Origin of the sequence: Micromonospora palomenae (assembly GCF_007829925.1) — a bacterium.
Lineage (GTDB): Bacteria > Actinomycetota > Actinomycetes > Mycobacteriales > Micromonosporaceae > Micromonospora > Micromonospora purpureochromogenes.
Genome location: NZ_VIXA01000005.1, coordinates 378,207 through 400,411, shown reverse-complemented (window position 1 = coordinate 400,411; position 22,205 = coordinate 378,207). Strand labels below are relative to the sequence as shown.

The following is a 22,205-nucleotide window of genomic DNA, read 5'->3' as shown; positions in this document are numbered from 1 at the left end:
CACCTGGGCACCACGGGCACGCATGGCGGTGAACGCCTCGTGACCCGGCGTGTCGATGAAGGTCACCGCCCGGTCCTCGCCCTCGTGCGGGACGTGGACCTGGTAGGCACCGATGTGCTGGGTGATGCCACCCGCCTCACCGGCCACGACGTTCGCCTTGCGGATCGCGTCGAGCAGCTTGGTCTTACCGTGGTCGACGTGACCCATGACGGTCACCACCGGCGCACGGCTGACCAGCCGCTCCTCCGCGACCTCGGCGTCGAGGTCGATGTTGAACTGCGCGAGCAGCTCGCGGTCCTCGTCCTCCGGGCTGACGATCTGCACGTCGAAGCCGAGGTGCTCACCCAGCAGCAGCAGGGTCTCGTCAGAGCAGGACTGGGTCGCGGTGACCATCTCGCCCAGGTTGAACATCTCCTGGACCAGCGAACCCGGGTTGGCGTTGATCTTGTCGGCGAAGTCCGACAGCGAGGCGCCACGGGAGAGCCGGACGACCTGACCCTGACCCCGGGGGGCACCCGAGCTCATGGTCGGGGCCGACAGGTTGTCGAACTCCTGTCTGCGCTGCTTCTTGGACTTGCGACCGCGCGTCGGCCGGCCACCCGGACGCCCGAAGGCACCCGCGGCACCGCCGCCACGGCCACGACCGCCGCCACCGGGACGACCACCGCCGCCGGCCGGGGCACCCGGACGGAAACCGCCGCCCGGAGCACCGCCGCCGCCACCGGGACCGCCACGGAAGCCACCGCCACCGCCGCCGCCACCGGGACCGCCACGGAAGCCACCGCCACCGCCACCGCCACCGGGACCGCCGCGGAAGCCACCGCCGGCACCGCCGCCGGGACGACCTGCGCCGCCACCGGGGCCGCCACGACCGCCACCGGGGCCGCCGGGGCGACCGGTGGTGGGCCGCTGGCTCGGCATGGAGGCCGGGCTGGGCCGCGGCGGCATGGAGGCCGGGCTCGGCCGCGGCGGCATGCCCGCCGGGCTGGGCCGGGGGCCACCGGCGGCCGGCGGCCGCTGCTGGCCGCCCTGGATACCGAACGGGTTGTTACCGGCGCCGCGCGCCGGCGGACGACCGCCCGGACGGGCACCCGGACCCGGGGTCGGCGCGCCGGGACGACCGGCGGCCGGGGTACCCGGACGCGGGGGCACGGCGTTGGGACCCGGGCGGGGACCCGGACGGGGACCACCCTCGGTCGGGGGCTCCCGTCGGACGTTCTCGCGCTGCTGCTGGCGGGCGGCCTGCGCGGCCTTGACCGCGGCCTCCTGCTCAGCCTTCAGCGCGGCGGCACGCGCCTCGGCGGCCGCCACCTCGATGTCGTGGGCGCTCGCCGGCTTGGCGACCGGGGCCGCCGGCTGCGGCGGACCGGGAACGGGGCCCTTGGGCTTCGGCCCAGGGGTCGGCGCGGCCGGCCGCCGGGGCGGCATCGGCTTGGCCGACACCCGGGGGGCGCCCGGGGCCGGGGACGGCGTCGGGGTCGAGGCCGGAGTCGGTGCGGCCGCCGGCGGGGCGGCCTGCGCCGTGGTGCCTCCGGCGGACGCGACGAATGCGCCACGCAGCCGTCGGGCGACGGGCGCCTCGACGGTGCTGGACGCGGACTTCACGAACTCGCCCATTTCCTTCAGCTTGGCGAGAACGGTCTTGCTTTCGACCCCGAGCTCTTTTGCCAGCTCGTGTACGCGGGCCTTACCTGCCACTGCACTCCTCACTCCGAGGTCGTGCGGGCAGTACCCGCAACAACCTCACTCGTGCACTTGAAGCCTGGTCATTTCAGGGACTTCATCGTGTGCTCATGTCGGTCGTCCTACCTTGCTAGCGACCCTCGCCCGGTCGGGTTGACCGGACGTAGTGGTTGGCGCATCGACGTGCTCCGCCAGCTCGCCGTGGTCGAGGACCCCGGTGATGCGCAGCGCACGCCCGAAGGCGCGCCGCCGCACCGCCTGCGCGAAGCAGGCCGGATCCGGGTGCATGTGCGCTCCCCGACCCGGCAGCCTGCGGGCCGGATCAGGCCGGAGGCTGTGACCAGCCTCGTCGCCGACCGCGACGAACCGCAGCAATTCGCTGGCCGGCGCACGTCTCCGGCAACCCACACAGGTGCGCTCCGGCTGCGCGCGTCGTACCACTGGAGGAAGTCTACCCCTAGCTGCTCGAGATCGCGCCGCCCGGCTCCGGCACGTGATCGGCTCCGCCCCGTCCCGCCGGGCTGGTCTGCTCCGCGTCCGACCGGATGTCGATCCGCCAACCGGTCAGTCGGGCAGCAAGCCGGGCGTTCTGCCCCTCGCGCCCGATCGCCAGCGAGAGCTGGAAGTCCGGCACGGTGACCCGGGCGGTCCGGCTGGCCAGGTCGACCACCTCGACCCGCAGCGCCTTGGCCGGCGACAACGCGTTGCCGACGAAGGTCGCCGGGTCGTCCGACCAGTCGATGATGTCGATCTTCTCACCGTGCAGCTCGCTCATCACCGCGCGGACCCGCTGGCCCATCGGGCCGATGCAGGCGCCCTTGGCGTTCACGCCCTGCGTGGTGGAGCGCACCGCGATCTTCGTACGGTGACCTGCCTCACGCGCGATCGCGCCGATCTCCACGGTGCCGTCGGCGATCTCCGGCACCTCCAGCGCGAAGAGCTTCTTGACCAGCGCGGGGTGCGAGCGGGAGAGGGTGATCTGCGGGCCGCGCATCCCCTTGGCCACGTGCACCACGACGCAGCGGATCCGCTCGCCGTGGACGTACCGCTCGCCGGGCACCTGCTCGGACTGCGGCAGGACGCCCTCCAGCTTGCCCAGGTCGACGCTGACGATGCCCTTCTCGACCCGCGCCTCGTGCGCCTGCACCACCCCGGTGACCAGGTCACCCTCGCGGCCGACGTACTCGCCGAAGTGCACCTCGTCGGTGGCCTCCCGCAGCCGCTGGAGGATCACCTGCTTGGCGGTCATGGCGGCGATCCGCCCGAAGTCGTGCGGGGTGTCGTCCCACTCCCGCACCACGGTGCCGTCGGAGTCGACCTCCTGGGCGTAGACCAGGGCGGCCCCGGTCTTGCGGTCGATCTCCACCCGGGCGTGCGGCTCGGCCCCGTCGGTGTGCCGGTAGGCGGTCAGCAGCGCGGTCTCGATCGCCGCGAGGATCGTGTCGAACGGGATCTCCCGCTCGCGCTCGAGTGCGCGCAGCGCCGCGAGGTCGATGTTCACCTCTCCTCGTCCTCCACATCATCTTCGTCGTCGATGTCGTCAATGTCGTCAATGTCGCCGGTGTCGTCGCCGGCCTCGTCGATCTCGTCGAGGCGGGTGAACTCGACCTGCACGCGGCCGGGGCCGAGCTCGGCGTACGGGTGCTCGGTGCGGCCGGAGTCGGTCTCCAGCACCACGCGCTCGTCGTCGGCCGCCACCACCCGGCCGGTGACCTGGCGGTCCCCGACGGGCTGCTCGCCGCGCGGCCCGGGCAGGCCCGCGCCGGCCCGGGTGGTCACCTTGACCAGGCGGCCCACGTTGCGCCGCCAGTGCCGGGGCAGGGTGAGCGGCCGGTCCACGCCGGGTGAGCTGACCTCCAGCTGGTACTCGCCCGCCACGATGTCGCCGCCGGCCTCCTCGGCCGCGTCCAGCGCCGCCGAGACCGCCCGGGAGACGTCCGCGACGGCGTCCAGGTTGATCCCGCCGTCGGCGTCCACGATCACGCGTACGACGTGCCGCCGGCCGGCCCGGGACACCGACAGGTCCTCCAGGTCGTACCCGGCACCCTGCACGACGGGTTCGATCACCTCGCGCAGTCGGTTGCGCCGGGCGGCGAGGTCACCGCCCCGGGGTGCGCCCGCACGGTCCCCGCCCCGGGGGCCGTCGGTACGACGGGGTCGCCCCGTCGGGCCCGTCGGCCTGGTGGCACGGCCACGCTGCGTCATCTGGCGCACCCTTCTCCTGTTGTGCGGCGGCCCGGTGGCCCGCATGCCCACACGCCACCGGGGCGAACCCGCCGGTGGCTGCGCAGAGCGTAACGCGCCGGCCGGGCACCGGGCCGGGCGGCGCACCGACGCCGGTCGCCCACCTGACGGCGGAGATGGTGTTGACTTGTCCGGTGGCGACAGGAAGAACGACTACGCAGCGCGGTGGACCGGGGCAAACCCGGCGGGCGCTGCTGCGCGCGGGGGCACTCCTGACGGCGGGCGGCGCGACCCTGCCGCTGACTGGCTGTGATCTTTTCGACCGGAACGAACCGCCCCCGCCGCCCGACCCGCTGGAGCCGCTGGCCGCCGAGTCACGCGAGCTGGCCGCCCGGCACCGGGCCGCCGTCGCGGCCGATCCGGCGCTGGCCGACCGGCTCACCCCGATCGCCGACGCGCACGCCGCGCACGCCGAGGAGATCCAGCGGCTGATCGGGCGCCCCGCGCCCTCCGGCTCCCCCGCCGCCGGCGCCACCCCGCCGGCGACCGAGCGGGACGGACTGCTCGCCGAGCTGCGAGCGGCGGAAAAGCGCGGCCGGGAGTCGGCCGCGAAGGCGTGCGGGGCGGCCCCGGCGGAGCGGGCCGCCGTGCTCGGCTCGATCGCCGCCGCCCGCGCCACCCACGTGGAGGTGCTGCGGTGACCCGGCGACAGGCACCCACCGACCCGGCCCAGGCGCTGGCGGACGCGCTGGCCGCCGAGTACGCGGCGATCTTCGCGTACGGCCCGATCGGGGTACGGCTCACCGACGCCGCCCGCCGCGACGCCCGGTCGGCCGAGGCGGCGCACCGGGCCCGGCGCGACGCGCTGGTGCTCCAGCTCAGCGCCGGGGGTGGCCAGGTCCCGGCGGACCGGGCCGGCTACGCGCTGCCGTTCCCGGTCACCGACCGGGCCGCCGCGCTGCGGCTGGCGGTGGAGATCGAGGAGCGGACGGCGGCGTTCTGGCGCGCGGCGCTGCCGGTGACCACCGGCGCGGACCGCACCCGGGCGTTGAACGCGCTGACCGACTGCGCCGTGCGCGCCACCCGGTGGCGGCGGACCGCCGGGGTGTCGCCGGTCACCGTGGCGTTCCCCGGCCGGCCCACCTGAGCGTGCCGACCGGCGCTCCGGTTGCGGAGCGCATACCAGGTATGCATACTCCGTTGCCATGTCCATCCGTCACGGCCTGCTCGCCCTGCTCGAGCGTGGCCAGATGTACGGCTACCAGCTGCGCGCCGCGTTCGAGGAGTCGACCGGCTCGACCTGGCCGCTGAACATCGGGCAGGTCTACACCACCCTCAACCGGCTGGAACGCGACGGGCTGGTCCGTTCGCTGCCCGAGCACGAGGGCGGGCAGCGGCCGTACGAGATCACCGACGCCGGGCGGGCGGACCTGGCGCTCTGGTTCGCCACCCCGATCAGCCGCGCCGACCGGCCCCGGGACGAACTCTCCATCAAGCTGGCCCTGGCCCTGACCACCCCCGGCGTCGACGTCCGGTCCGTGGTGCAGACCCAGCGCAGCGCGACCATGCGCACGTTGCAGGAGTTGACCCGGTTGAAGTTCGCCAGCGACCGGCCGGAGGACCTGCCCTGGCGGCTGGTGCTGGACGCGATGGTGTTCCAGGCCGAGGCGGAGATCCGCTGGCTGGACCACTGCGAGACGAGCCTGGTCCGGTACCGCCCGGCCCCGCCCACGAGCCCCACCGGGCGGCCCGGGGCGGTGTGGCACGCCGACGAGGAGGCCCGCCGGTGAGCGACGGCGACCACGAGCGGGCGGGCGTGCGGTGAACGCGGCCGGCGGCCCGGTGCTCGAACTGCGGGAGGTGCACCGCACCCACGGCGGGGGCGCGGCCGCCGTGCACGCGCTGCGTGGGGTGAGCCTCACCGTCGAACCGGGCGAGCTGGTCGCCGTGATGGGCCCCTCCGGCTCCGGCAAGTCGACCCTGCTGACCCTGGCCGGCGGGCTGGACAGCCCCACCGCCGGTGAGGTGCGGGTCGAGGGCCAGTCGCTGGGCGCGCTCGACCGCCGCGAGCTGGCCCGGCTGCGCCGCCGCCGGATCGGTTACGTCTTCCAGGACCTCAACCTGCTCGGCAGCCTCACCGCGGCGGAGAACGTGGCGCTCCCCCTCGAACTCGACGGCGTCGGCGTCCGGCCGGCGCGCCGGGCGGCGCTGGCCGCGCTGGACGAGGTGGGGCTGACCGGGCTCGGCGGGCGCTTCCCCGACCAGATGTCCGGCGGCCAGCAGCAGCGGGTGGCGATCGCCCGGGCATTGGTGGGCGAGCGCCGGCTGGTGCTGGCCGACGAGCCGACCGGGGCGCTGGACTCGCAGACCGGGGAGGCGGTGCTGGCCCTGCTGCGCCGCCGGGTCGACGCGGGGGCGGCCGGCGTGCTGGTCACCCACGAGGCCCGGCACGCCGGCTGGGCCGACCGGGTGGTCTTCCTGCGCGACGGGGTGATGGTCGACTCGACCGCGCCGCTGGGTGGTGTCGAGCAACTGCTCTCCGGCAGCGGTCGGTGAGGCGGTCGCCGGTGCGGCGCGGCGACGGGCGCTTCGCCGGGGCGGTCGGTTCGTGGCGGGTCGCGCTGCGGATCGCCCGCCGGGAGGCGCGCCGGGCGCGCGGGCGTACCGCGCTGGTGCTGGCGATGATCACGCTGCCGGTGCTGGCGCTGACCTTCGTCGCGGTCAGCTACGACATGGCCGCGCTCACCCGCGGCGAACGCGCCGCGCAGCGGCTCGGCGCCGCCGACGCCGAGCTGCGCTGGACCGCCGACACCGCGGTGACGCAGGACCCGTGGGGCGACAACGCCTACCCGACCGGGGACGACAAGTCGCGCGTCCGCCGGGTCACCGCCGAGGCGGTCGTCGCGCTGCTGCCGGCCGGCAGCCGGGTCGCCCGGGTGCGCTGGTGGGTGCCGTTCGAGGTACGCGTCGACGACGACCTCGTGGCTCTCAACGGCCGGTCGCTCGACCTGGCCGACCCGCTCGCCCGGTCGACGGCCCGGCTGCGCGCCGGCCGGACGCCCACCGGCCCCGACGAGATCGCGGTCAGCGCCTGGGCGTTGCGCCGCCTCGGAGCCGAGGTGGGCGAGCGGGTGACCCTGGCCGACGGCTCCCGGAGCTACACGGTGGTCGGCATGGTGGAGTTCCCCGACGACCTGACCGAGGTGGTCGCGCTGCACCCGGGGGCGGCGCCCCCGCCGGAGAGCGCGGCGGAGGAGAGCTGGCTGGTCGACCTGCCGGGACCGGTGGACGCGACGCTGACCGACCGGCTCAACGCGCACGGCATCACGATCAGCGCGCGGACACCGGTCCCCGGCGCGGCCGTCGTCGAGACCGACCAGACCCGTACGCCGGTCCCGGGCGACGCCGAGGAGACCGGCACGGTGGTGCTGGTCGGCGGGCTCGGCCTGCTGGAGGTCGTGCTGATGGTCGGGCCGGCCTTCGCGGTCGGCGTCCGCCGGCGACGCCGGGATCTCGCCCTGGTGGCGGTGGCCGGCGGCGACGCGGCCCACCTGCGCCGGATCGTGCTCGCCGACGGGGTGGTGCTGGGCGCCGGCGGGGCGGCGCTCGGGCTCGCGCTCGGCATAGCCGCCGCGTTCGCCGGTCGGCCGCTGGTCGAGCAGTACCTCTTCGGTGCCCGCGCCGGCGGCTACCGGGTCTTCCCGGCGGCGCTGGCCCTGATCGCGGCGGTGGCCGTGCTGGCCGGGGTGCTGGCCGCGCTCGCCCCGGCCTGGGCCGCGGCCCGACAGGACGTGGTGGCGGGCCTGGCCGGACGGCGCACCGTTCCGCCGCACCGCCGCCGCTGGCTCGTCCTCGGCGCGGCGCTGACCGTCGTCGGGTCCGCGATCGCCGCGATCGGGGCGCAGCGGAGCGGGCCGGCGGTGATCCTCGCCGGGCTGACCCTCGGCGAGCTGGGGCTGGTCTTCGCCACTCCCACCCTGATCGGGCTGCTCGCCCGGGCCGGCCGGGCGCTGCCGCTGGCGCCGCGGATCGCGCTGCGCGACGCCAGCCGCAACCGCTCCTCGGCGGGGCCGGCCATCTCCGCGGTGATGGCCGCGGTCGCCGGCAGCGTCGCCCTCGGCGTCTACGTCGCCAGCGACGACGCCCGCACCCGCGCCGACTGGCAGCCCGGCCTCCCGCCCGGTCACGTGCTGCTGCTGCGGTCCGGGCCGGCGAACGGGACGGGCCTGCCGCCGGTGCCCGCGGTCGCCGACCGGGTGCGGGCCGTGCTCCCCGCCGGCTCGGTCGGCCCGGTCGACGTGCCGATCTGCGCGGCGCCCCGCGAGCCCGACGACTACTGCACGGTCACCGCGATGCTGCCGCCCGAGCAGGTCTGCCCGTTCGAGGCGGAGGTGTTCCGGTCGGCCGCCGTCCGGCAGCGGGCCCTGGCGGACCCGCGCTGCCGGCGGCCGACACCCAGTCCACAGGGGATGTACCTGCCGGTGCTGGTGGACGACGGGGCCGCCCTGCCGGCCCTCACCGACGCCCCGCCGGACGAGGTGGCGCGGGCGACCGCCGTGCTGCGGGCCGGCGGAGTGGTGGTGACCGATCCGCGCTACCTGGTGGACGGGACGGTGGCGGTGACGGCCGACCGGACGTCCGCGGGTTCCGGTCCGCCGGTGAGCACCACCCTCGCCGTCCCCGGGTACGTGCTGCGCGGTGGCCTGCCGGTCGACCGGCTGGTGCTCTCCGCCCCGACGGCGACGAGGCTCGGCCTGGCCGCCGAACACCTCGGCTACGCGGTGCAGACCGACGGCACACCGAGCGCCGCCCAGCAGCGGCGTCTCGCCGCCGAGCTGCGGTCGCTGGCGCCGGTGCTGGTCGAGGTGGAGTCGGGGCCGCCGGCGTCGGACCAGCGACCGCTGCTGCTCCTGCTGGCGCTCGGCGCCGGCGTGATCACCCTGGGCGCGGCCGGCACGGCCACCGGGCTCGCCGCGGCGGAGGGCCGCCGGGACCTGTCCACGCTCGCCGCCGTCGGCGCCAGTCCGGGGGTACGCCGGGTGCTTTCCCTCTGCCAGGCCGGAGTGATCGCCGGCCTCGGCTCGGTGCTGGGCATCGTGGCCGGCCTCGGCTCGGCGGTGATCATCCTGACCTCGGTCAACCGCCAGTACGCCGAGGCCTGGCCGGTGGAGACGCCGTACCCGGTGGTGGTGCCCTGGCCGACCCTCGGGGTGCTGGTGGTGGTGCCGCTGGTGGCGATGCTCGGCGCGGGGCTGTTCACCCGGTCCCGGCTGGCGGTGGAGCGACGGCTGGAGTAGCCGGGGGTGTCGCCGGGCCCGCCGAGCCGGCAGACTGGCGGCGTGTCCGTCCTGGGAACCCTCACGCGCCGACTCGGTCACCACGCGTGGTTCGGCGCCACCATGCGTCTGCTCGTCCCCGCCGACCGGGTGGTCGGGCGGCTCACCCGCGGCCGGGTGGTCGCGCTCGGGCTGATCCCCTCGCTGGTCATCACCACCACCGGCCGCCGTTCCGGCCAGCCCCGCAGCAACCCACTGCTGTACGTGCCGGACGGCGACGCGTACGTGGTGATCGGGTCGAACTGGGGGCAGCAGCACCAGCCGGGCTGGGCGATGAACCTGCTCGCCGACCCGAACGCCGAGGTGGACGTGAAGGGACGCCGGGTCGCGGTCCGCGCCGAGCTGGCCACCGACGCCGAGCGGGACCGGCTGTGGCGGCTGCTGGTCACCGAGTGGCCGGCGTACCGGACGTACGTCGAGCGGGCCGGCGGCCGGGAGATCCGGATCTTCCGGCTGGTGCCGACCGGCGGACCGGACGGCGACGCGCCGGCCTGACCCGGGCGCGGCGGCCCGACACGGCGGCCGGCGCTGGCTAGGGTGCGGTGTACCGACGGTGCGTGGACCGTGACGGAGGTGGTACCCGGTGGGCGTCAGCAGCACCGAGATCGGCGCCGAGGAGCACCTCGACGATCCACGGTGGCGGGTCGCCGAGCGGGTGGCCGAGGCGGCCCGGCGGCGGTTCCCGGCGGACATCCTGGCGGTGGCGGTGCACGGTCCGCTGGCGCACGGCGACGACGACGGCGGCGGGGACCGGGAGGTCGGGCTGCTGCTGGCCACCTACCGGGCCGGGGCCGGCCCGGTGCCGTCCACCCGGCGGGTGGACGGCGTGCTGGTCGACCTCACCGTGGCCGGCGCCGAGGAGTACCTGCGGCAGGCCCGGGCGCTGAGCGCGCTCTGGCCGTTGACCGCCGACCGGTACGTCACCACCACCGCCCTGTACGACCCGACCGGCTGGCTGCGCACCCTGCGCGACGAGCACCTGGGCCGGTTGGCCCGGGCCCGCCCGGCGGAGTTCAGCACCGCCGCCCGGCAGGCCTGGTACCGGGGCTGCGCGGCGCACGCCCGGGCGGCCCGGCTCGCCGAGTGGTACGAGACCGACCAGGCGCTGCTGATGCTCGGCGAGGCGCGGCTGGCGGCGGCCACGGTGACCGGGCTGCTCACCCGCACCTACTTCCGCGATCCCGGCGACGCGGTCCGGCGTACCGGGCTGGCCGGCGCGGACATGACCGAGGTGGGTGCGGTGCTGCGCCGGCAGGCCGACGAACTGGCCGCCCGCGGCCGCCCGGTCGACGGCACCGTCGACGACCTCCTCACCACCTGACCCCCCCACCGCCCGCCTTCCGTGCGCCCTCTTTCAGAGAAAGAGTGGCTATCCGACGCGGAATAGCCACTCTTCCTCTGAACGTGCGCGTTGGGAGGGGACCGGGGAGGGGGTTAGCTGATGCCGCCCTGGATGCCGATGAGGGCGCCGACGAGGTAGGTGGCCGCGGCGGCGGCGGTGCCGAGCAGGAGTTGGCGCAGGCCGCTGGTCCACCAGGGGCGGTTGGTGAACCGGGCGACGATCGCCCCGGCCACGAAGAGCCCCACCGCGCCGACGCCGAGCGCCAGCCAGAGGCTGGTGAAACCGAGCAGGTAGGTCAGCAGCGGCACCAGCGCCCCGACCGAGAAGCAGAGGAACGACGAGGTCGCCGCCGACCAGGGGCTGGGCTGCTCGTCGGGGTCGACGCCCAGCTCCTCCCGGACGTGCACCCGCAGCGCCTCCTCCGGGTTGCGCCGGACCGCCTCGGCGACCTGGGTGGCGAGGTCGCGGGGCAGGCCCCGGGCGACCCACGCGTCGGCCAGCTCGCGGGCCTCCGCCTCGGGGTGCCGCTCCAGCTCGCGCCGTTCCTTGGCCACCTCGGCGGCGACCTGCTCGTTGGCCGAGCGGACGCTGGTGTACTCCCCCAGCCCCATCGAGATGGCGCCGGCGACCAGGCCGGCGGTGCCGGTGAGCACGATGCTGCGCGGGGAGACGCCACCGCCGCCGACGCCCGCGATCAGGGCGATGTTGGTGACCAGCCCGTCCATCGCGCCGAAGACGGCCGGGCGCAGCCAGCCGCCGGACACGTCCGCGTGGTGCGCCTCCCGCAACGCGGCCGGGGTCTCGGTCACGGCAGGGTCAGGATCTCGTAACCGTCGTCGGTGACGACGATGGTGTGCTCGAACTGGGCCGTCCACCTGCGGTCCTTGGTGACCACCGTCCAGCCGTCGTCCCACATGTCGTACTGGTACGTGCCGAGGGTGATCATCGGCTCGACGGTGAACGTCATCCCCGGTTCCATGATGTCGGTCGGGCGCGGGCTGTCGTAGTGCGGCACGTAGAGGCCGCTGTGGAAGGCCTCGCCGATGCCGTGACCGGTGAAGTCCCGCACCACGCCGTAGCCGAACCGCTTGGCGTACGACTCGATGACCCGGCCGATCACGTTGATCTGGCGGCCGGGCTTGACCGCCTTGATCCCGCGCATCATCGCCTCGTGGGTGCGCTCGACCAGCAGCCGGGCCTCCTCGCCGACCTCCCCGACGCAGAACGTCGCGTCGGTGTCGCCGTGCACCCCGTCGAGGTACGCCGTGACGTCGACGTTGATGATGTCGCCGTCCTGGAGCACCGTCGAGTCGGGGATGCCGTGGCAGATCACCTCGTTGAGGCTGGTGCAGCAGGACTTCGGGAAGCCCTTGTAGCCCAGGGTCGACGGGTAGGCGCCGTGGTCGACGAGGAACTCGTGCACCACCCGGTCGATCTCGTCGGTGGTCACCCCCGGCTTGCAGTGCTCGCCGGCGAGCTGGGTCGCCTGGGCGGCGAGCCGACCGGCGACCCGCATCTTCTCGATGGTCTCCGGGGTCTGCACGTGCGAGCCACGCCACTCCTGCGGACGCTTCTTGCCCACGTACTCCGGACGGACGATGTGGCCAGGAACCGCTCGCCACGGGGAGAGCGTGCCTGGGGTCAGCGGCGCACGGACGGTCATGGCGACAGCCTATCGCCGAGCCCCGCGGTGACCCCCGCTACGGCCGGGCCGCGACGGTTGTTGCCGTGCGCATACGGCTGTGCCATTGTGGCTGCGTGGATCAAGGAGGAGCACCTCCCGTCTTCTCCGTGAGTGCGGAGCTCGACGGAGACCACCTCCACGTCGTGGTGACCGGCGAGGTCGACATGGCGACCGCCGACACCATGCTCCAGGCCGCCCTGCGCGAGCCCGCCGCGCGGGTCACGCTGGACCTGCGGGCCGTGACGTTCTTCGACTCGGCCGCCATCCACGCCGTCGTCCAACTAGCCCAGCGCGTTCCCGGCCGGCTGGCCGTGCTGCCGTCCCGGCAGGTCGCCCGGGTGCTGGAGATCTCCGGCCTCGGCGAGCAGGACTGGCTGCGCCGGGACTGACCGGCGCCGCTGCCCGGGCAGCCGGGCTCAGTCCCGTAGCCGCCGGGTCAGTCGCACTTCCGTCCCGTCCGCGCCCCGGCTGACCGTCAGCTCGCCCAGCGCCTGGATCAGCGCCAGCCCCCGGCCGCGGAAGCCCGCCCCGGTCGACTCGCGCCACTGGCCGCTGTCGCGCACCGTCGCCACCACCGTCCGGTCGGCGATGGTCACCTCGACGCTGATCGTCGGCTCGGCGGGCGCCACCGGGTGCTCGATCGCGTTCGCGGCGGCCTCCGAGACCGCCACGGTCAGGTCGAACAGGTCGGTCTCGCCGACCCGGTGGGCGACCAGGAAGTCCTCCAGCCGCTTGCGCAGCACGCTGAGCCGGGTCGGGTCGGCCGGCAGCCGCAGCGCGAACCGGTTGAGCTCGACGGCCTCCAGCGCCAGCACCGCGACGTCGTCGTGCCGGGTGCGCTCGGCGACCCGCTCCACCACGGCGTCGACCAGGTCGGCGACGTGCTCGCCCCGGACGGCGGCGTCCCGGCGGAGCTGGGCCAACGCCTCGTCGATGCCCACCTGCCGGTCCTCGACCAGCCCGTCGGTGTAGAGCAGCAGCCGGCCACCGGGGGCCAGTTCGCCCTCGACGGTGCGGTACGTGGTGCCGGCGATGGCGCCGATGGGCGGACCGAGCGCCGCCTCGTGCAGGAACGCCACGTCGTCTCCTCGGATCAGCAGGGGGGACGGATGGCCGGCGCTGGCGTACCGCAGCCGGCGGGTGCGCGGGGAGAACCAGAGGCACACGACGGTGGCGAAGGACTGCCGCTCGGTCGAGCCGACCAGCCGGTTCAGCCGGGTCAGCGACTCCCCCGGGTCGTAGCCCTCCAACAGGTACGCCCGCAGCCCGTTGCGCAGCTGGCCCATCGCCGCGGCGGCCTGGACGCCCTTGCCGACCACGTCGCCGATGACCAGCACGACCTCGTCGTCGGCGACCCCGATCACGTCGTACCAGTCGCCGCCGACCTCCACGTCGGCACTGCCGGGCAGGTAGCGGCTGGCCACCACCGCGCCGGGCAGCTGGGGCAGCGTCCGGGGCAGCAGGCTGTGCTGCAGGGTGGTGGCGATGCGGTGCTCGGCCTCGTAGAGCTGGGCGTTCTCCAGGCGTACCCCGACCAGGCGGGCCAGTTCGGTGAGCGCGGCCTGCTCGGTGCCGTTGCCCTCGCGGTGCCACACCCGCAGCTCGCCGAGCTGCGCGCCGGCGGTGCCGGTCAGCGGCAGCACGTGCGACGGCTCGGCCGGGACGGTCCCGCCGGCGTCGACCTCGTGGCGGGCGCCGGCGGTGGTGACGAGCACCCGGGCCGCCTCGGCCAGGCTGAGCGCGTGCCGGGCGGCGACCTGCACCACCTCGGCGGTGGACCGGGCCGTGTTGACCGCCACCGCCGCGTCGGCCAGCGCCCGGAGCCGGCGGATGATCTCACCGCGCAGCTGGCCCAGCTCGACGTTGGCCCGGACCCGGGCGATCAGCTCCTGCCCGGAGAAGGGCTTGGTCAGGTAGTCGTCGGCGCCGACGGAGAGCCCGGCGACCGCCTCGGCGGAGCCGGCCCGGGCGGAGAGCAGCACGATCGGCACGTGCCGGGTCCGCGGATTCGCCCGCAGCGCCGTGACCAGGCCGAAGCCGTCCAGCCGGGGCATCATCACGTCGGTCAGCACCAGGTCGAAGGAGCTCTCCATCGCCTGTTCGAGCGCTGCCACCCCGTCGGGCACCGCCACCACCTCGTACGACGGGCCGAGCAGTCGGGTGACGTGTTCGCGCAGGTCGGCGTTGTCGTCGGCGAGCAGGATCCGGCCGGTGCCCGCGGTCACCGCCCGGTCGTCCGGCTTCGGCGGCTGCGCGACGTCGCCGCCGTCGCCCCAGATCGCGGTCTCCGCGACGTAGAGCCGGGCCTGCTGCGGCTCGGCCAGCGGGGCCGGCGCGCCGCTGGCGACCCGGTCGGCGGGCAGGTGCGCGGAGCCGAACGGGACCGTCACGGTGAACGTGCTGCCCTCGTCCACCCGGCTGCTCGCCACCACCCGGCCGCCGTGCATCTCGACCAGCTCGCGGACCAGCGCCAGGCCGATCCCGGTGCCCTCGTGGGTGCGCGAACGCACGCTGGGCACCCGGTGGAAACGCTCGAAGACGTGCGGCAGCTCCTCGGGCACGATGCCGACGCCGGTGTCGCTGACCTCCAGCCGGGCGACGCCGTCGACCGCCCGGATCCGCACCCGGATCTCGCCGTCGAAGGTGAACTTCAGCGCGTTCGACACCAGGTTGAGGACGATCTTCTCCCACATGTCCCGGTCGACGAAGACCGGCCCGGGCAGCGGCGGGCAGTCGACCACCAGGCTCAGCCCGGCCCGCGCGGCGGCGGAACGGAAGGTGCTCACCAGCCGGGAGGTGTAGTCGGCCAGGTCGGTGGGCTGGTAGTGGGCGGCCAGCCGGCCGGACTCCAGCCGGGAGAAGTCGAGCACCGTGTTGACCAGCTTGAGCAGGCGCAGCGCGTTGCGGTGCATCATCGTCAGCCGGTCGGTGTACGCCGCGGGCAGCGCCGGATCGGCGAGCATCTCCTCCAGCGGCCCGAGGACCAGGGTCAGCGGGGTGCGGAACTCGTGGCTGACGTTGGCGAAGAAGTTGGTCTTGGCCCGGTCGAGCGCGGCCAGCTCGGCGGCGCGGGCCCGCTCCTGGGCGTACGCCCGCTGCTGCCCGACGGCCCGGGAGATCTGCGCGGCGACCAGGTCGAAGAAGTTGCGGTACTCGTCGCCGAGGAACAGCCGCCGGGAGACGCCGACGACCAGCACCCCGGCCGGCTCGTTGGTGGCGGTCAGCGGCAGCGCCAGGGCCTGGTCGGCGGCCTCCGGCGGCACCGTGCCGAAGAGGTCGGCCACGTCGATCTCGGCGGCCACGCCCTCCTCGGCGACCCGGAGCAGCGTGGGCGACGCCTCGGCCGGGACGCTCCCGGGGCCGGTGCCGCTGCACCCGGCCAGCGCGAGCTGACCGGTGTCGTCGTAGAGCCGGACGCGGGCGAAGGGGATGTCGGAGCGGTACCCGTCGAGCACCTCGGCGGCGATCCGGCCTACCTCCGCCACGGTGCGCGCCTCGCCGAGCCGGGAGCCCAGCTCGGCCAGCGCCCGGAGCCGGCGCTCGCCGAGCACCCGGCCGGTGGTCTCGTTGACGAAGCAGAAGACGCCGTTGACCCGCCCGTCGGCTGCCCGGATCGGGTCGTACGAGACGTCGAAGTAGACCTCCTCGACGAAGCCCTGCCGGTCGATGACGAAGGGGTGGTCCTCACCGTGGTACGGCTCGCCGGTGCGCAGCACGCCGTCCAGCACCGGGCCGAGCACGTCCCAGGTCTCGGTCCAGTGCTCGCGGGCCGGCTGGCCGATGACGCCCGGGTGCTTGGTGCCGATGGTGGGCAGGTACGCGTCGTTGTAGAAGGTCCGGTGATCCGCGCCCCAGAACATCGCGATCTGGGCGCGGGAGGCGAGCATCATGCTGACCGCGTGGCGCAGCGCCGCGGGCCAGGTGTCGGGGGTGCCGAGGGGGGTGCGGGACCAGTCGTACCCGGCCAGCCTCCGGCCCATCTCGCCACCGGCCGCGAACGCCTCGGCGAGCTGCGGAGGGAGTGAGCCGTCGCCGGACCGACCCGACGAGTTCCGCTCGCCCTCGCCCACCTGGGCCGAGCTCATGCACCCTCCCGCTCCGGCCGTGCCCCGCGACGCCTCGGCGTTCACCCGGCCGTGCCCCGCCTTCTACCCAGACGGATCAGCAACGTAACGCATCGGCCCCAACAGACGCTGGTTACCTGGGTCTCATCCTGCCGGCACCGGCGGCGGACCGCTCGCCCGGAGCGGGCCCGGCAGGCCGGGGCGGCGGGTCAGAAGACCGGCAGGCCGTCGATGCTGGCGGCGTTCTTCCTGCTCCGGTAGGCCGTCAGGTCCTCATCCGTGCGGCGGGAACCCCACTCGATCAACAGGTCGCGATCGCCGCGGTAGTCCATCAGCGGCACCGCGTACCCGCAGGAGTCGCTGACCCGGTCGACGGCGACCGTCACCACGCTGCGGACGGCGTGCGGGTCGGGCGGGTCCGGGAAGCCGGCGAGCAGCGCCGGGAAGCCCGGGTCGGTGAGCGGGGTGGCGACGCCCCGGCCGTGCAACCGGACGATCTTGGGCGGGCCGGTGAAGGCGCAGAACATGACGGTGACCCGCCCGTTCTCCCGCAGGTGGGCCAGGGTCTCCGCGCCGCTGCCGTGGTAGTCCAGCCAGGCCACGGTCAGCGGGTCGACGACGAGGAAGGTGCCGCGCATCCCCTTGGGCGAGACGTTGACGTGCCCGTCCGGCCCGGACGGGGCGGAGGCCACGAAGAACACCGGCTGCGCCTCGATGAACTCCCGCAGCCGCCCGCCGATCTCCGGATACACCTTCCCCATGCCGGCCATCCTCGCACCCGCGGCCGAAGAGTGGGACGCCCGTTCCCGTCAGCTGGAACGGGCGGCCCGGACCAGGGCGGTGACCGGGCGCGGGTCGGCCTCGTTCTCCGGATGCCACTGCACCCCGAGCAGGAAGCGCCGGCGCGGATCCTCGACCGCCTCGACCACCCCGTCGTCCGCCCAGCCGGTCGCGACCAGCCGCCCCGGGTCGGCGACCCCCTGGTGGTGGTAGGAGTTGACCCGGTCCACCCCGGCCATCACCGCCCCGGCCAGGCTGCCCGGCGCGAACCGCACCGGGTGCGCGCCGTAGCGGCCCGGGGCCGGGCGGTGCCGGTCGTGGCCGACCACGTCCGGCAGGTGCTGGTGCAGCACTCCGCCGTGGGCGACCACCAACAGTTGCAGGCCCCGACAGATCCCCAGCACCGGCAGGTCGGCGGCGAGCGCGCCGGCGAGCAGCGCCAGCTCGCCGGCGTCCCGGTCCGGCCGGGGCTCGGTACTCGGGTCGGGCGGCTGGTCGTACCGCTCCGGGGCGACGTCGGCGCCGCCGGCCAGGATCAGCCCGTCGAGCACCCGGACCACGTCGGCGTCCACGTCGTCCGGGGGCAGCACCACGGCCCGGCCGCCGGCCGCGCTGACCGCCCGGACGTACGCCTGCGGCACCAGGGTCGCCGGCACGTCCCGCCACACCGCCCAGGCGGCGGGCTCCACGTACGCGCTGATCCCGATCAGCGGGCGGCTCATCAGCGGGCGGCTCACAGCGGGGTGACGTATGCGCCGGTGATGCCGCCGTCGACCACGAACTGCGCGGCGGTCATGAACGACGCGTCGTCGCTGGCCAGGAAGGCGACGGCGGCGGCGATCTCCTCCGGGGCGCCGAACCGCCCCATCGGCACGTGCACCAGCCGGCGGGCGGCCCGCTCCGGGTCGGCGGCGAAGAGCTCCAGCAGCAGCGGGGTGGCGACCGGGCCGGGGCAGAGCGCGTTGACCCGGATCCCCTCCCGGGCGAACTGCACGCCCAGCTCCCGGGTCATCGCCAGCACCCCGCCCTTGCTCGCCGTGTACGCGATCTGCGAGGTGGCCGCCCCCATCAGCGCGACGAAGGAGGCGGTGTTGATGATCGAACCCTTGCCCTGCCGGCGCATGTGTGGGATGACGTACTTGCAGCAGAGGTAGACGCTGGTGGTGTTGACCCGCAGCACCCGCTCCCAGGCGTCCAGGCCGGTCTCCAGGATCGAATCGTCGTCGGGCGGGGAGATGCCCGCGTTGTTGAACGCCACGTCGACCCGGCCGTGCCGCTGCACCACGCCATCGAAGAGTTCCCGGACGGACGTCTCGTCGGCCACGTCGCAGGCGACGAACTCGCCGCCGACCTCGTCGGCCGCCCGCTTGCCGGCCTCGGCGTCGATGTCGACGCAGACCACCCGCGCGCCCTCGGCGGCGAAGCGCCGCACGGTGGCCAGCCCGATCCCGCTGCCCGCCCCGGTCACCACGGCCACCCGGTCCTGAAGTCGTCCCTGCACGCTGGTCACTCCTCTGTGCTGATGAACACGTTCTTGACGTCGGTGAAGGCGTGCAGCGCGTCCGGGCCCAGCTCCCGGCCGAGGCCGGAGCGCTTCATCCCTCCGAACGGGGTCCAGTACCGCACCGAGGAGTGCGAGTTGACGCTCAGGTTGCCCGACTCGACGGCGCGGGCCACCCGCAGCGCCCGGCCGACGTCCCGGGTCCAGACCGACCCGGACAGGCCGTACTCGGTGTCGTTGGCCAGCCGCACGGCGTCGGCCTCGTCGTCGAACGGGAGCACCGACACCACCGGCCCGAAGACCTCCTCCCGCCAGTGCCGGTCGGCCGGCGACTCGGCGAGCAGCACCGTCGGGGCGTGCCAGTAGCCGGGGCCGTCGGGGCACGAGCCGGTGAAGGCGACCTTCGCGCCGTCGACGTACCCGGCGACCCGGTCCCGGTGCGCGGCCGAGATCAGCGGCCCCATCTCGGTGCTCTCGGCGGCCGGGTCGGCCACCCGGAAGGCGCGCACGGCCGGTTCGAGGAGTTCGAGGAAGCGGTCGTACACGCTGCGCTGGACCAGGATCCGGGAGCGGGCGCAGCAGTCCTGGCCGGCGTTGTCGAAGACCGCGTACGGCGCGGTGGCCGCCGCCTTCGCCAGGTCCGCGTCGGCGAAGACCAGGTTGGCGCTCTTGCCGCCCAGCTCCAGGGTCACCCGCTTCACCTGTTCGGCGCAGCCGGCCATGATCCGGGTGCCGACCTCGGTGGAGCCGGTGAAGCAGACCTTGCGCACGGCCGGGTGGGTGACGAACCGCTCCCCCACCACGCCGCCCTGCCCCGGCAGGACGGTGAACACCCCCTCCGGCAGGCCCGCCTCGACCGCCAGCTCGCCGAGCCGCAGCGCGGTCAGCGGGGTCAGCTCGGCGGGCTTGAGCACCACCGTGTTGCCGGCGGCGAGCGCCGGGGCGAAACCCCAGCCGGCGATCGGCATCGGGAAGTTCCACGGCACGATCACCCCGACCACGCCGAGCGGCTCGTGGAAGGTGACGTCCAGCCCGCCCGGCACCGGGATCTGCCGGCCGGTCAACCGCTCCGGGGCGCCGGCGTAGTAGTCGAGCACGTCCCGGACGTTGCCCGCCTCCCAGCGGGCGTTGCCGATGGTGTGCCCGGCGTTGTGCACCTCCAGCCGGGCCAGCTCCTCCAGGTGCGCGTCCACCACGGCGGCGAACCGGCGCAGCAGCCGCGCCCGGTCGCCCGGTGCCACGCCCCGCCACCTCTCGTACGCCCGCGCGGCCCGCTCGATCGCCGCGTCCACCTCCGCCGGCGAGCTGGCCGGCACCTTTCGCAGGATCTCCCCGGTCGCCGGGTTCCGCACGTCGGTCACCCGTCCCACCCTGCCCTCTCCACGGTGTCTGCGCAGCTGTCGTCCCGGCGCGTCGCGCCCGTCCCGCGCCGGCCCGACGGGCGGCCGAGGCGGGCGGCCTCAGAGGCGTTCGAAGCCACGGACGAGTTCCCAGTCCGTCACGGCGGCGTCGAAGGCGGCCAGTTCGACCTTCGCCTGGTTGGCGTAGTGGGCGACCACCTCGTCGCCGAAGGCGTCCTTCGCGACGGCGGAGGACTCCCAGAGGGTGAGAGCGTCGCGGAGGGTGGCGGGGACCCGCTCGGCGGCCGGGTCGTCGTACGCGTTGCCCCGGCACTCCTCGCCCAGCTCCAGCTCCCGTTCGATGCCGTGCACCGCCCCGGCCACCAGGGCGGCGATCGCCAGGTACGGGTTGACGTCCGCGCCGGGCACCCGGTTCTCCACCCGCATCCCCTGCCCGTGCCCCACCAGCCGCAGCGCGCAGGTGCGGTTGTCGGTGCCCCAGCGCAGCGCGGTCGGGGCGAACGAGCCGGGCTGGTAGCGCTTGTAGGAGTTGACGTTCGGGGCGAAGAAGAGGCTCAGCTCGCGCATGGTGTCGAGCAGCCCGGCCAGCACCCGCTGCCCGGTCACCGACAGGTGGGCGGGCCCGTCGCCGAGCATCGCCGAGCGGCCGTCGGCGTCGCGCAGCGAGAAGTGGATGTGGCAGGAGTTGCCCTCGCGGGCGTTCGGCTTGGCCATGAAGGTGATCGACATGCCCTCCTGGGCGGCGATCTCCTTGGCCCCGTTCTTGTAGATGACATGGTGGTCGGCGCAGGCCACCGCCTCGTCGTACCGGAAGGCGATCTCGTGCTGGCCGAGGTTGCACTCGCCCTTGGCGCTCTCCGGGGTCAGCCCCGCGCCGGCCATCTCGGTGCGGATGCGGCGCAGCAGCGGCTCGACCCGGGCGGTGCCGAGCAGCGAGTAGTCCACGTTGTACTGGTTGGCCGGGGTCAGCTCGCGGTAGCCGCGCCGCCAGGCGTCCTCGTACGAGTCGCGGAAGAGCACGAACTCCAGCTCGGTGCCGGCGTACGCGGTCAGCCCGTGCGCGGCCAGCCGGTCGAGCTGGCGGCGCAGGATCTGCCGGGGCGAGGCGACCACCGGCCCGCCGCCGTCCAGCCAGCCCAGGTCGGCCAGGAGCATGGCCGTGCCGGGCTGCCAGGGCACCCGGCGCAGGGTGTCGAAGTCCGGCAGCATGGCGAAGTCGCCGTAGCCGCGTTCCCAGCCCGACATCGCGTACCCGTCGACGGTGTTCATGTCGACGTCGACGGCGAGCAGGTAGTTGCAGCCCTCGCTGCCGTGCGCGACCACCTGGTCCAGGAAGTAGGGGGCGTGGAACCGCTTGCCCTGGAGGCGGCCCTGCATGTCGGTCAGCGCGAGCACCACCGTGTCGATCTCGCCCTCGGCGACCGCGACGCGCAACTGTTCCAGCGTGAGCGGAGCTTTCCTCATCGGCGCGTCTCCATCACCAAGGTCTACTGGCAGAACCGGATCACCGTCAATGCCCCCTGCGGCCACCGTCGCAAACGCGATCGGCCGAGAGCGGGAACCGGGTCGGCCGGGCGCGGTCGGGGTGCCATTACGCGCCGGATGCGGGCTCGGTGGTGACCGGCTGCCGGAGGATCGTGCGCTGCTTCTCCGGTGCGACCCTCCGGAAGTCACTGAGGTAGATCTCGTGGTGAGTGCCGGCCAGGCGGAACCCCTGATCGGGGATGACCGCGTGATGCAGGTGCGCGAGCACGTCCGCTTCGTCGTCGAAGGAACCGACGTGCAGCGTCTGCACGCACCGCCCCTCGGACAGCGTCTCCAGACGGACGTCGTCCAGACGCGCCGGCCGGTTCTTCGCTCCGGCCTGCTCGACGGCGGCGCCGAACATGGCCTGGTCGATCCAGTCCGGGACCATCAGCATCAGCGTCCAGTCCCACTGCGACTTGTCCCGTGCCGCGGTGAAGGCGGACATGTCCTCGGCCCACCACAGGCCTTCCAGCGGCGGGACGACATAGTCCCGCCCGAGGTCACGCTTGCTGGCGAACTTCAGCTTGTACGCCACGGGATAGAGCGCTTCGACCGCCTCGGCGAAGGCGGGCGAGGTGTTGGGGTCGCCGTGGCCGTCGATCATGAGATAACTCATGTCGGGCACGTCCACCACCCGGAACCGGCCCCGTTGTGCCTGGTAGGCGTCGAGGGTCTTCTTGAAGTCGGTCTTGTTCGTCATCGGGCACCTGGACTCGGGGCGGCGAGTCCTGCCTTTCCGCCTG

Annotated in this window: 21 protein-coding genes; 8 read left to right on the top strand and 13 right to left on the bottom strand. The window is 74.6% G+C overall.

Annotated elements, in window-relative coordinates; genetic code table 11:
* From FHX75_RS28805 to rimP, 4 genes are all read right to left on the bottom strand, one after another.
* Positions 1-1,698, bottom strand: a 1,698-nt coding sequence (locus FHX75_RS28805; protein WP_154943564.1) for a translation initiation factor IF-2 N-terminal domain-containing protein, incomplete at its 3' end; no start/stop codon positions are given.
* Between the two features lie 93 nt (positions 1,699-1,791).
* The gene (locus tag FHX75_RS28800; RefSeq protein WP_154942758.1) at positions 1,792-2,124 is read right to left on the bottom strand and encodes a YlxR family protein; all 333 of its coding nucleotides are present in this window, start codon (positions 2,122-2,124) and stop codon (positions 1,792-1,794) included.
* 16 nt (positions 2,125-2,140) lie between these two features.
* The gene (gene nusA / locus FHX75_RS28795; RefSeq protein WP_154942757.1) at positions 2,141-3,184 is read right to left on the bottom strand and encodes a transcription termination factor NusA; all 1,044 of its coding nucleotides are present in this window, start codon (positions 3,182-3,184) and stop codon (positions 2,141-2,143) included.
* A complete protein-coding gene (gene rimP, locus FHX75_RS28790) occupies positions 3,181-3,888 on the bottom strand; it encodes a ribosome maturation factor RimP (RefSeq protein ID WP_154942756.1) in 708 nt (235 codons plus the stop codon). The genes nusA and rimP overlap by 4 nt, the downstream gene beginning before the upstream one ends.
* Before the next feature lie 230 nt (positions 3,889-4,118).
* Between rimP and FHX75_RS28785 the strand changes: the two genes are divergently transcribed.
* From FHX75_RS28785 to FHX75_RS28755, 7 genes are all read left to right on the top strand, one after another.
* Positions 4,119-4,568 (top strand): hypothetical protein, encoded by a 450-nt coding sequence (locus FHX75_RS28785; protein ID WP_211364598.1) that lies wholly within the window; start codon positions 4,119-4,121, stop codon positions 4,566-4,568.
* The gene (locus tag FHX75_RS28780; protein ID WP_154943562.1) at positions 4,565-5,014 is read left to right on the top strand and encodes a ferritin-like domain-containing protein; all 450 of its coding nucleotides are present in this window, start codon (positions 4,565-4,567) and stop codon (positions 5,012-5,014) included. The genes FHX75_RS28785 and FHX75_RS28780 overlap by 4 nt, the downstream gene beginning before the upstream one ends.
* Positions 5,015-5,072: 58 nt before the next feature.
* Complete coding sequence (locus tag FHX75_RS28775) at positions 5,073-5,657, top strand: PadR family transcriptional regulator (protein WP_154943560.1); 585 nt, start codon at positions 5,073-5,075, stop codon at positions 5,655-5,657.
* 31 nt (positions 5,658-5,688) lie between these two features.
* Positions 5,689-6,423 (top strand): ABC transporter ATP-binding protein, encoded by a 735-nt coding sequence (locus FHX75_RS28770; RefSeq protein ID WP_154943558.1) that lies wholly within the window; start codon positions 5,689-5,691, stop codon positions 6,421-6,423.
* On the top strand, positions 6,420-9,164 hold the full coding sequence (locus FHX75_RS28765) for an FtsX-like permease family protein (RefSeq protein ID WP_246158779.1): 2,745 nt from the start codon (positions 6,420-6,422) through the stop codon (positions 9,162-9,164). Before FHX75_RS28770 ends, FHX75_RS28765 begins: the two co-directional genes overlap by 4 nt.
* Positions 9,165-9,206: 42 nt before the next feature.
* A complete protein-coding gene (locus tag FHX75_RS28760) occupies positions 9,207-9,698 on the top strand; it encodes a nitroreductase family deazaflavin-dependent oxidoreductase (RefSeq protein WP_154943556.1) in 492 nt (163 codons plus the stop codon).
* 88 nt (positions 9,699-9,786) lie between these two features.
* Positions 9,787-10,524 (top strand): nucleotidyltransferase domain-containing protein, encoded by a 738-nt coding sequence (locus FHX75_RS28755; RefSeq protein ID WP_154943554.1) that lies wholly within the window; start codon positions 9,787-9,789, stop codon positions 10,522-10,524.
* Between the two features lie 113 nt (positions 10,525-10,637).
* Here the strand turns inward: FHX75_RS28755 and FHX75_RS28750 are convergent, their stop codons facing one another.
* Positions 10,638-11,354: a VIT1/CCC1 transporter family protein gene (locus FHX75_RS28750; RefSeq protein ID WP_154943552.1), complete on the bottom strand. Its 717-nt coding sequence runs from the start codon at positions 11,352-11,354 to the stop codon at positions 10,638-10,640.
* The gene (map, locus tag FHX75_RS28745) at positions 11,351-12,208 is read right to left on the bottom strand and encodes a type I methionyl aminopeptidase (RefSeq protein ID WP_088963427.1); all 858 of its coding nucleotides are present in this window, start codon (positions 12,206-12,208) and stop codon (positions 11,351-11,353) included. Before map ends, FHX75_RS28750 begins: the two co-directional genes overlap by 4 nt.
* Positions 12,209-12,303: 95 nt before the next feature.
* Here map and FHX75_RS28740 point away from each other — a divergent pair, with 95 nt between their 5' ends.
* Positions 12,304-12,618: an STAS domain-containing protein gene (locus tag FHX75_RS28740; protein WP_211364626.1), complete on the top strand. Its 315-nt coding sequence runs from the start codon at positions 12,304-12,306 to the stop codon at positions 12,616-12,618.
* A gap of 27 nt (positions 12,619-12,645) precedes the next feature.
* Here the strand turns inward: FHX75_RS28740 and FHX75_RS28735 are convergent, their stop codons facing one another.
* From FHX75_RS28735 to FHX75_RS28705, 7 genes are all read right to left on the bottom strand, one after another.
* Positions 12,646-16,314, bottom strand: coding sequence for a SpoIIE family protein phosphatase (locus FHX75_RS28735; protein ID WP_154943548.1), 3,669 nt, complete (start codon positions 16,312-16,314; stop codon positions 12,646-12,648).
* A gap of 188 nt (positions 16,315-16,502) precedes the next feature.
* The gene (locus FHX75_RS28730) at positions 16,503-17,054 is read right to left on the bottom strand and encodes a pyridoxamine 5'-phosphate oxidase family protein (RefSeq protein ID WP_154943546.1); all 552 of its coding nucleotides are present in this window, start codon (positions 17,052-17,054) and stop codon (positions 16,503-16,505) included.
* 48 nt (positions 17,055-17,102) lie between these two features.
* Positions 17,103-17,795: a gamma-glutamyl-gamma-aminobutyrate hydrolase family protein gene (locus FHX75_RS28725; RefSeq protein WP_154943595.1), complete on the bottom strand. Its 693-nt coding sequence runs from the start codon at positions 17,793-17,795 to the stop codon at positions 17,103-17,105.
* A gap of 11 nt (positions 17,796-17,806) precedes the next feature.
* Complete coding sequence (locus FHX75_RS28720) at positions 17,807-18,574, bottom strand: 3-oxoacyl-ACP reductase (RefSeq protein ID WP_154943545.1); 768 nt, start codon at positions 18,572-18,574, stop codon at positions 17,807-17,809.
* Positions 18,575-18,579: 5 nt separating this feature from the next.
* Positions 18,580-19,926 (bottom strand): aldehyde dehydrogenase family protein, encoded by a 1,347-nt coding sequence (locus FHX75_RS28715; protein WP_246158795.1) that lies wholly within the window; start codon positions 19,924-19,926, stop codon positions 18,580-18,582.
* Between the two features lie 108 nt (positions 19,927-20,034).
* Positions 20,035-21,399: a glutamine synthetase family protein gene (locus FHX75_RS28710; RefSeq protein WP_154943542.1), complete on the bottom strand. Its 1,365-nt coding sequence runs from the start codon at positions 21,397-21,399 to the stop codon at positions 20,035-20,037.
* A gap of 127 nt (positions 21,400-21,526) precedes the next feature.
* Positions 21,527-22,162, bottom strand: coding sequence for a GyrI-like domain-containing protein (locus FHX75_RS28705; RefSeq protein WP_154943540.1), 636 nt, complete (start codon positions 22,160-22,162; stop codon positions 21,527-21,529).
* Positions 22,163-22,205: the final 43 nt, after the last annotated feature.

Coding starts and splice junctions, on each gene's coding strand:
- rimP (WP_154942756.1), bottom strand. CDS start 3,888: ATGACGCAGCGTGGCCGTGCCACCAGGCCGACGGGCCCGACGGGGCGA.
- FHX75_RS28775 (WP_154943560.1), top strand. CDS start 5,073: ATGTCCATCCGTCACGGCCTGCTCGCCCTGCTCGAGCGTGGCCAGATG.
- map (WP_088963427.1), bottom strand. CDS start 12,208: ATGACCGTCCGTGCGCCGCTGACCCCAGGCACGCTCTCCCCGTGGCGA.
- FHX75_RS28735 (WP_154943548.1), bottom strand. CDS start 16,314: ATGAGCTCGGCCCAGGTGGGCGAGGGCGAGCGGAACTCGTCGGGTCGG.
- FHX75_RS28730 (WP_154943546.1), bottom strand. CDS start 17,054: ATGGGGAAGGTGTATCCGGAGATCGGCGGGCGGCTGCGGGAGTTCATC.
- FHX75_RS28725 (WP_154943595.1), bottom strand. CDS start 17,795: ATGAGCCGCCCGCTGATCGGGATCAGCGCGTACGTGGAGCCCGCCGCC.
- FHX75_RS28710 (WP_154943542.1), bottom strand. CDS start 21,399: ATGAGGAAAGCTCCGCTCACGCTGGAACAGTTGCGCGTCGCGGTCGCC.
- FHX75_RS28705 (WP_154943540.1), bottom strand. CDS start 22,162: ATGACGAACAAGACCGACTTCAAGAAGACCCTCGACGCCTACCAGGCA.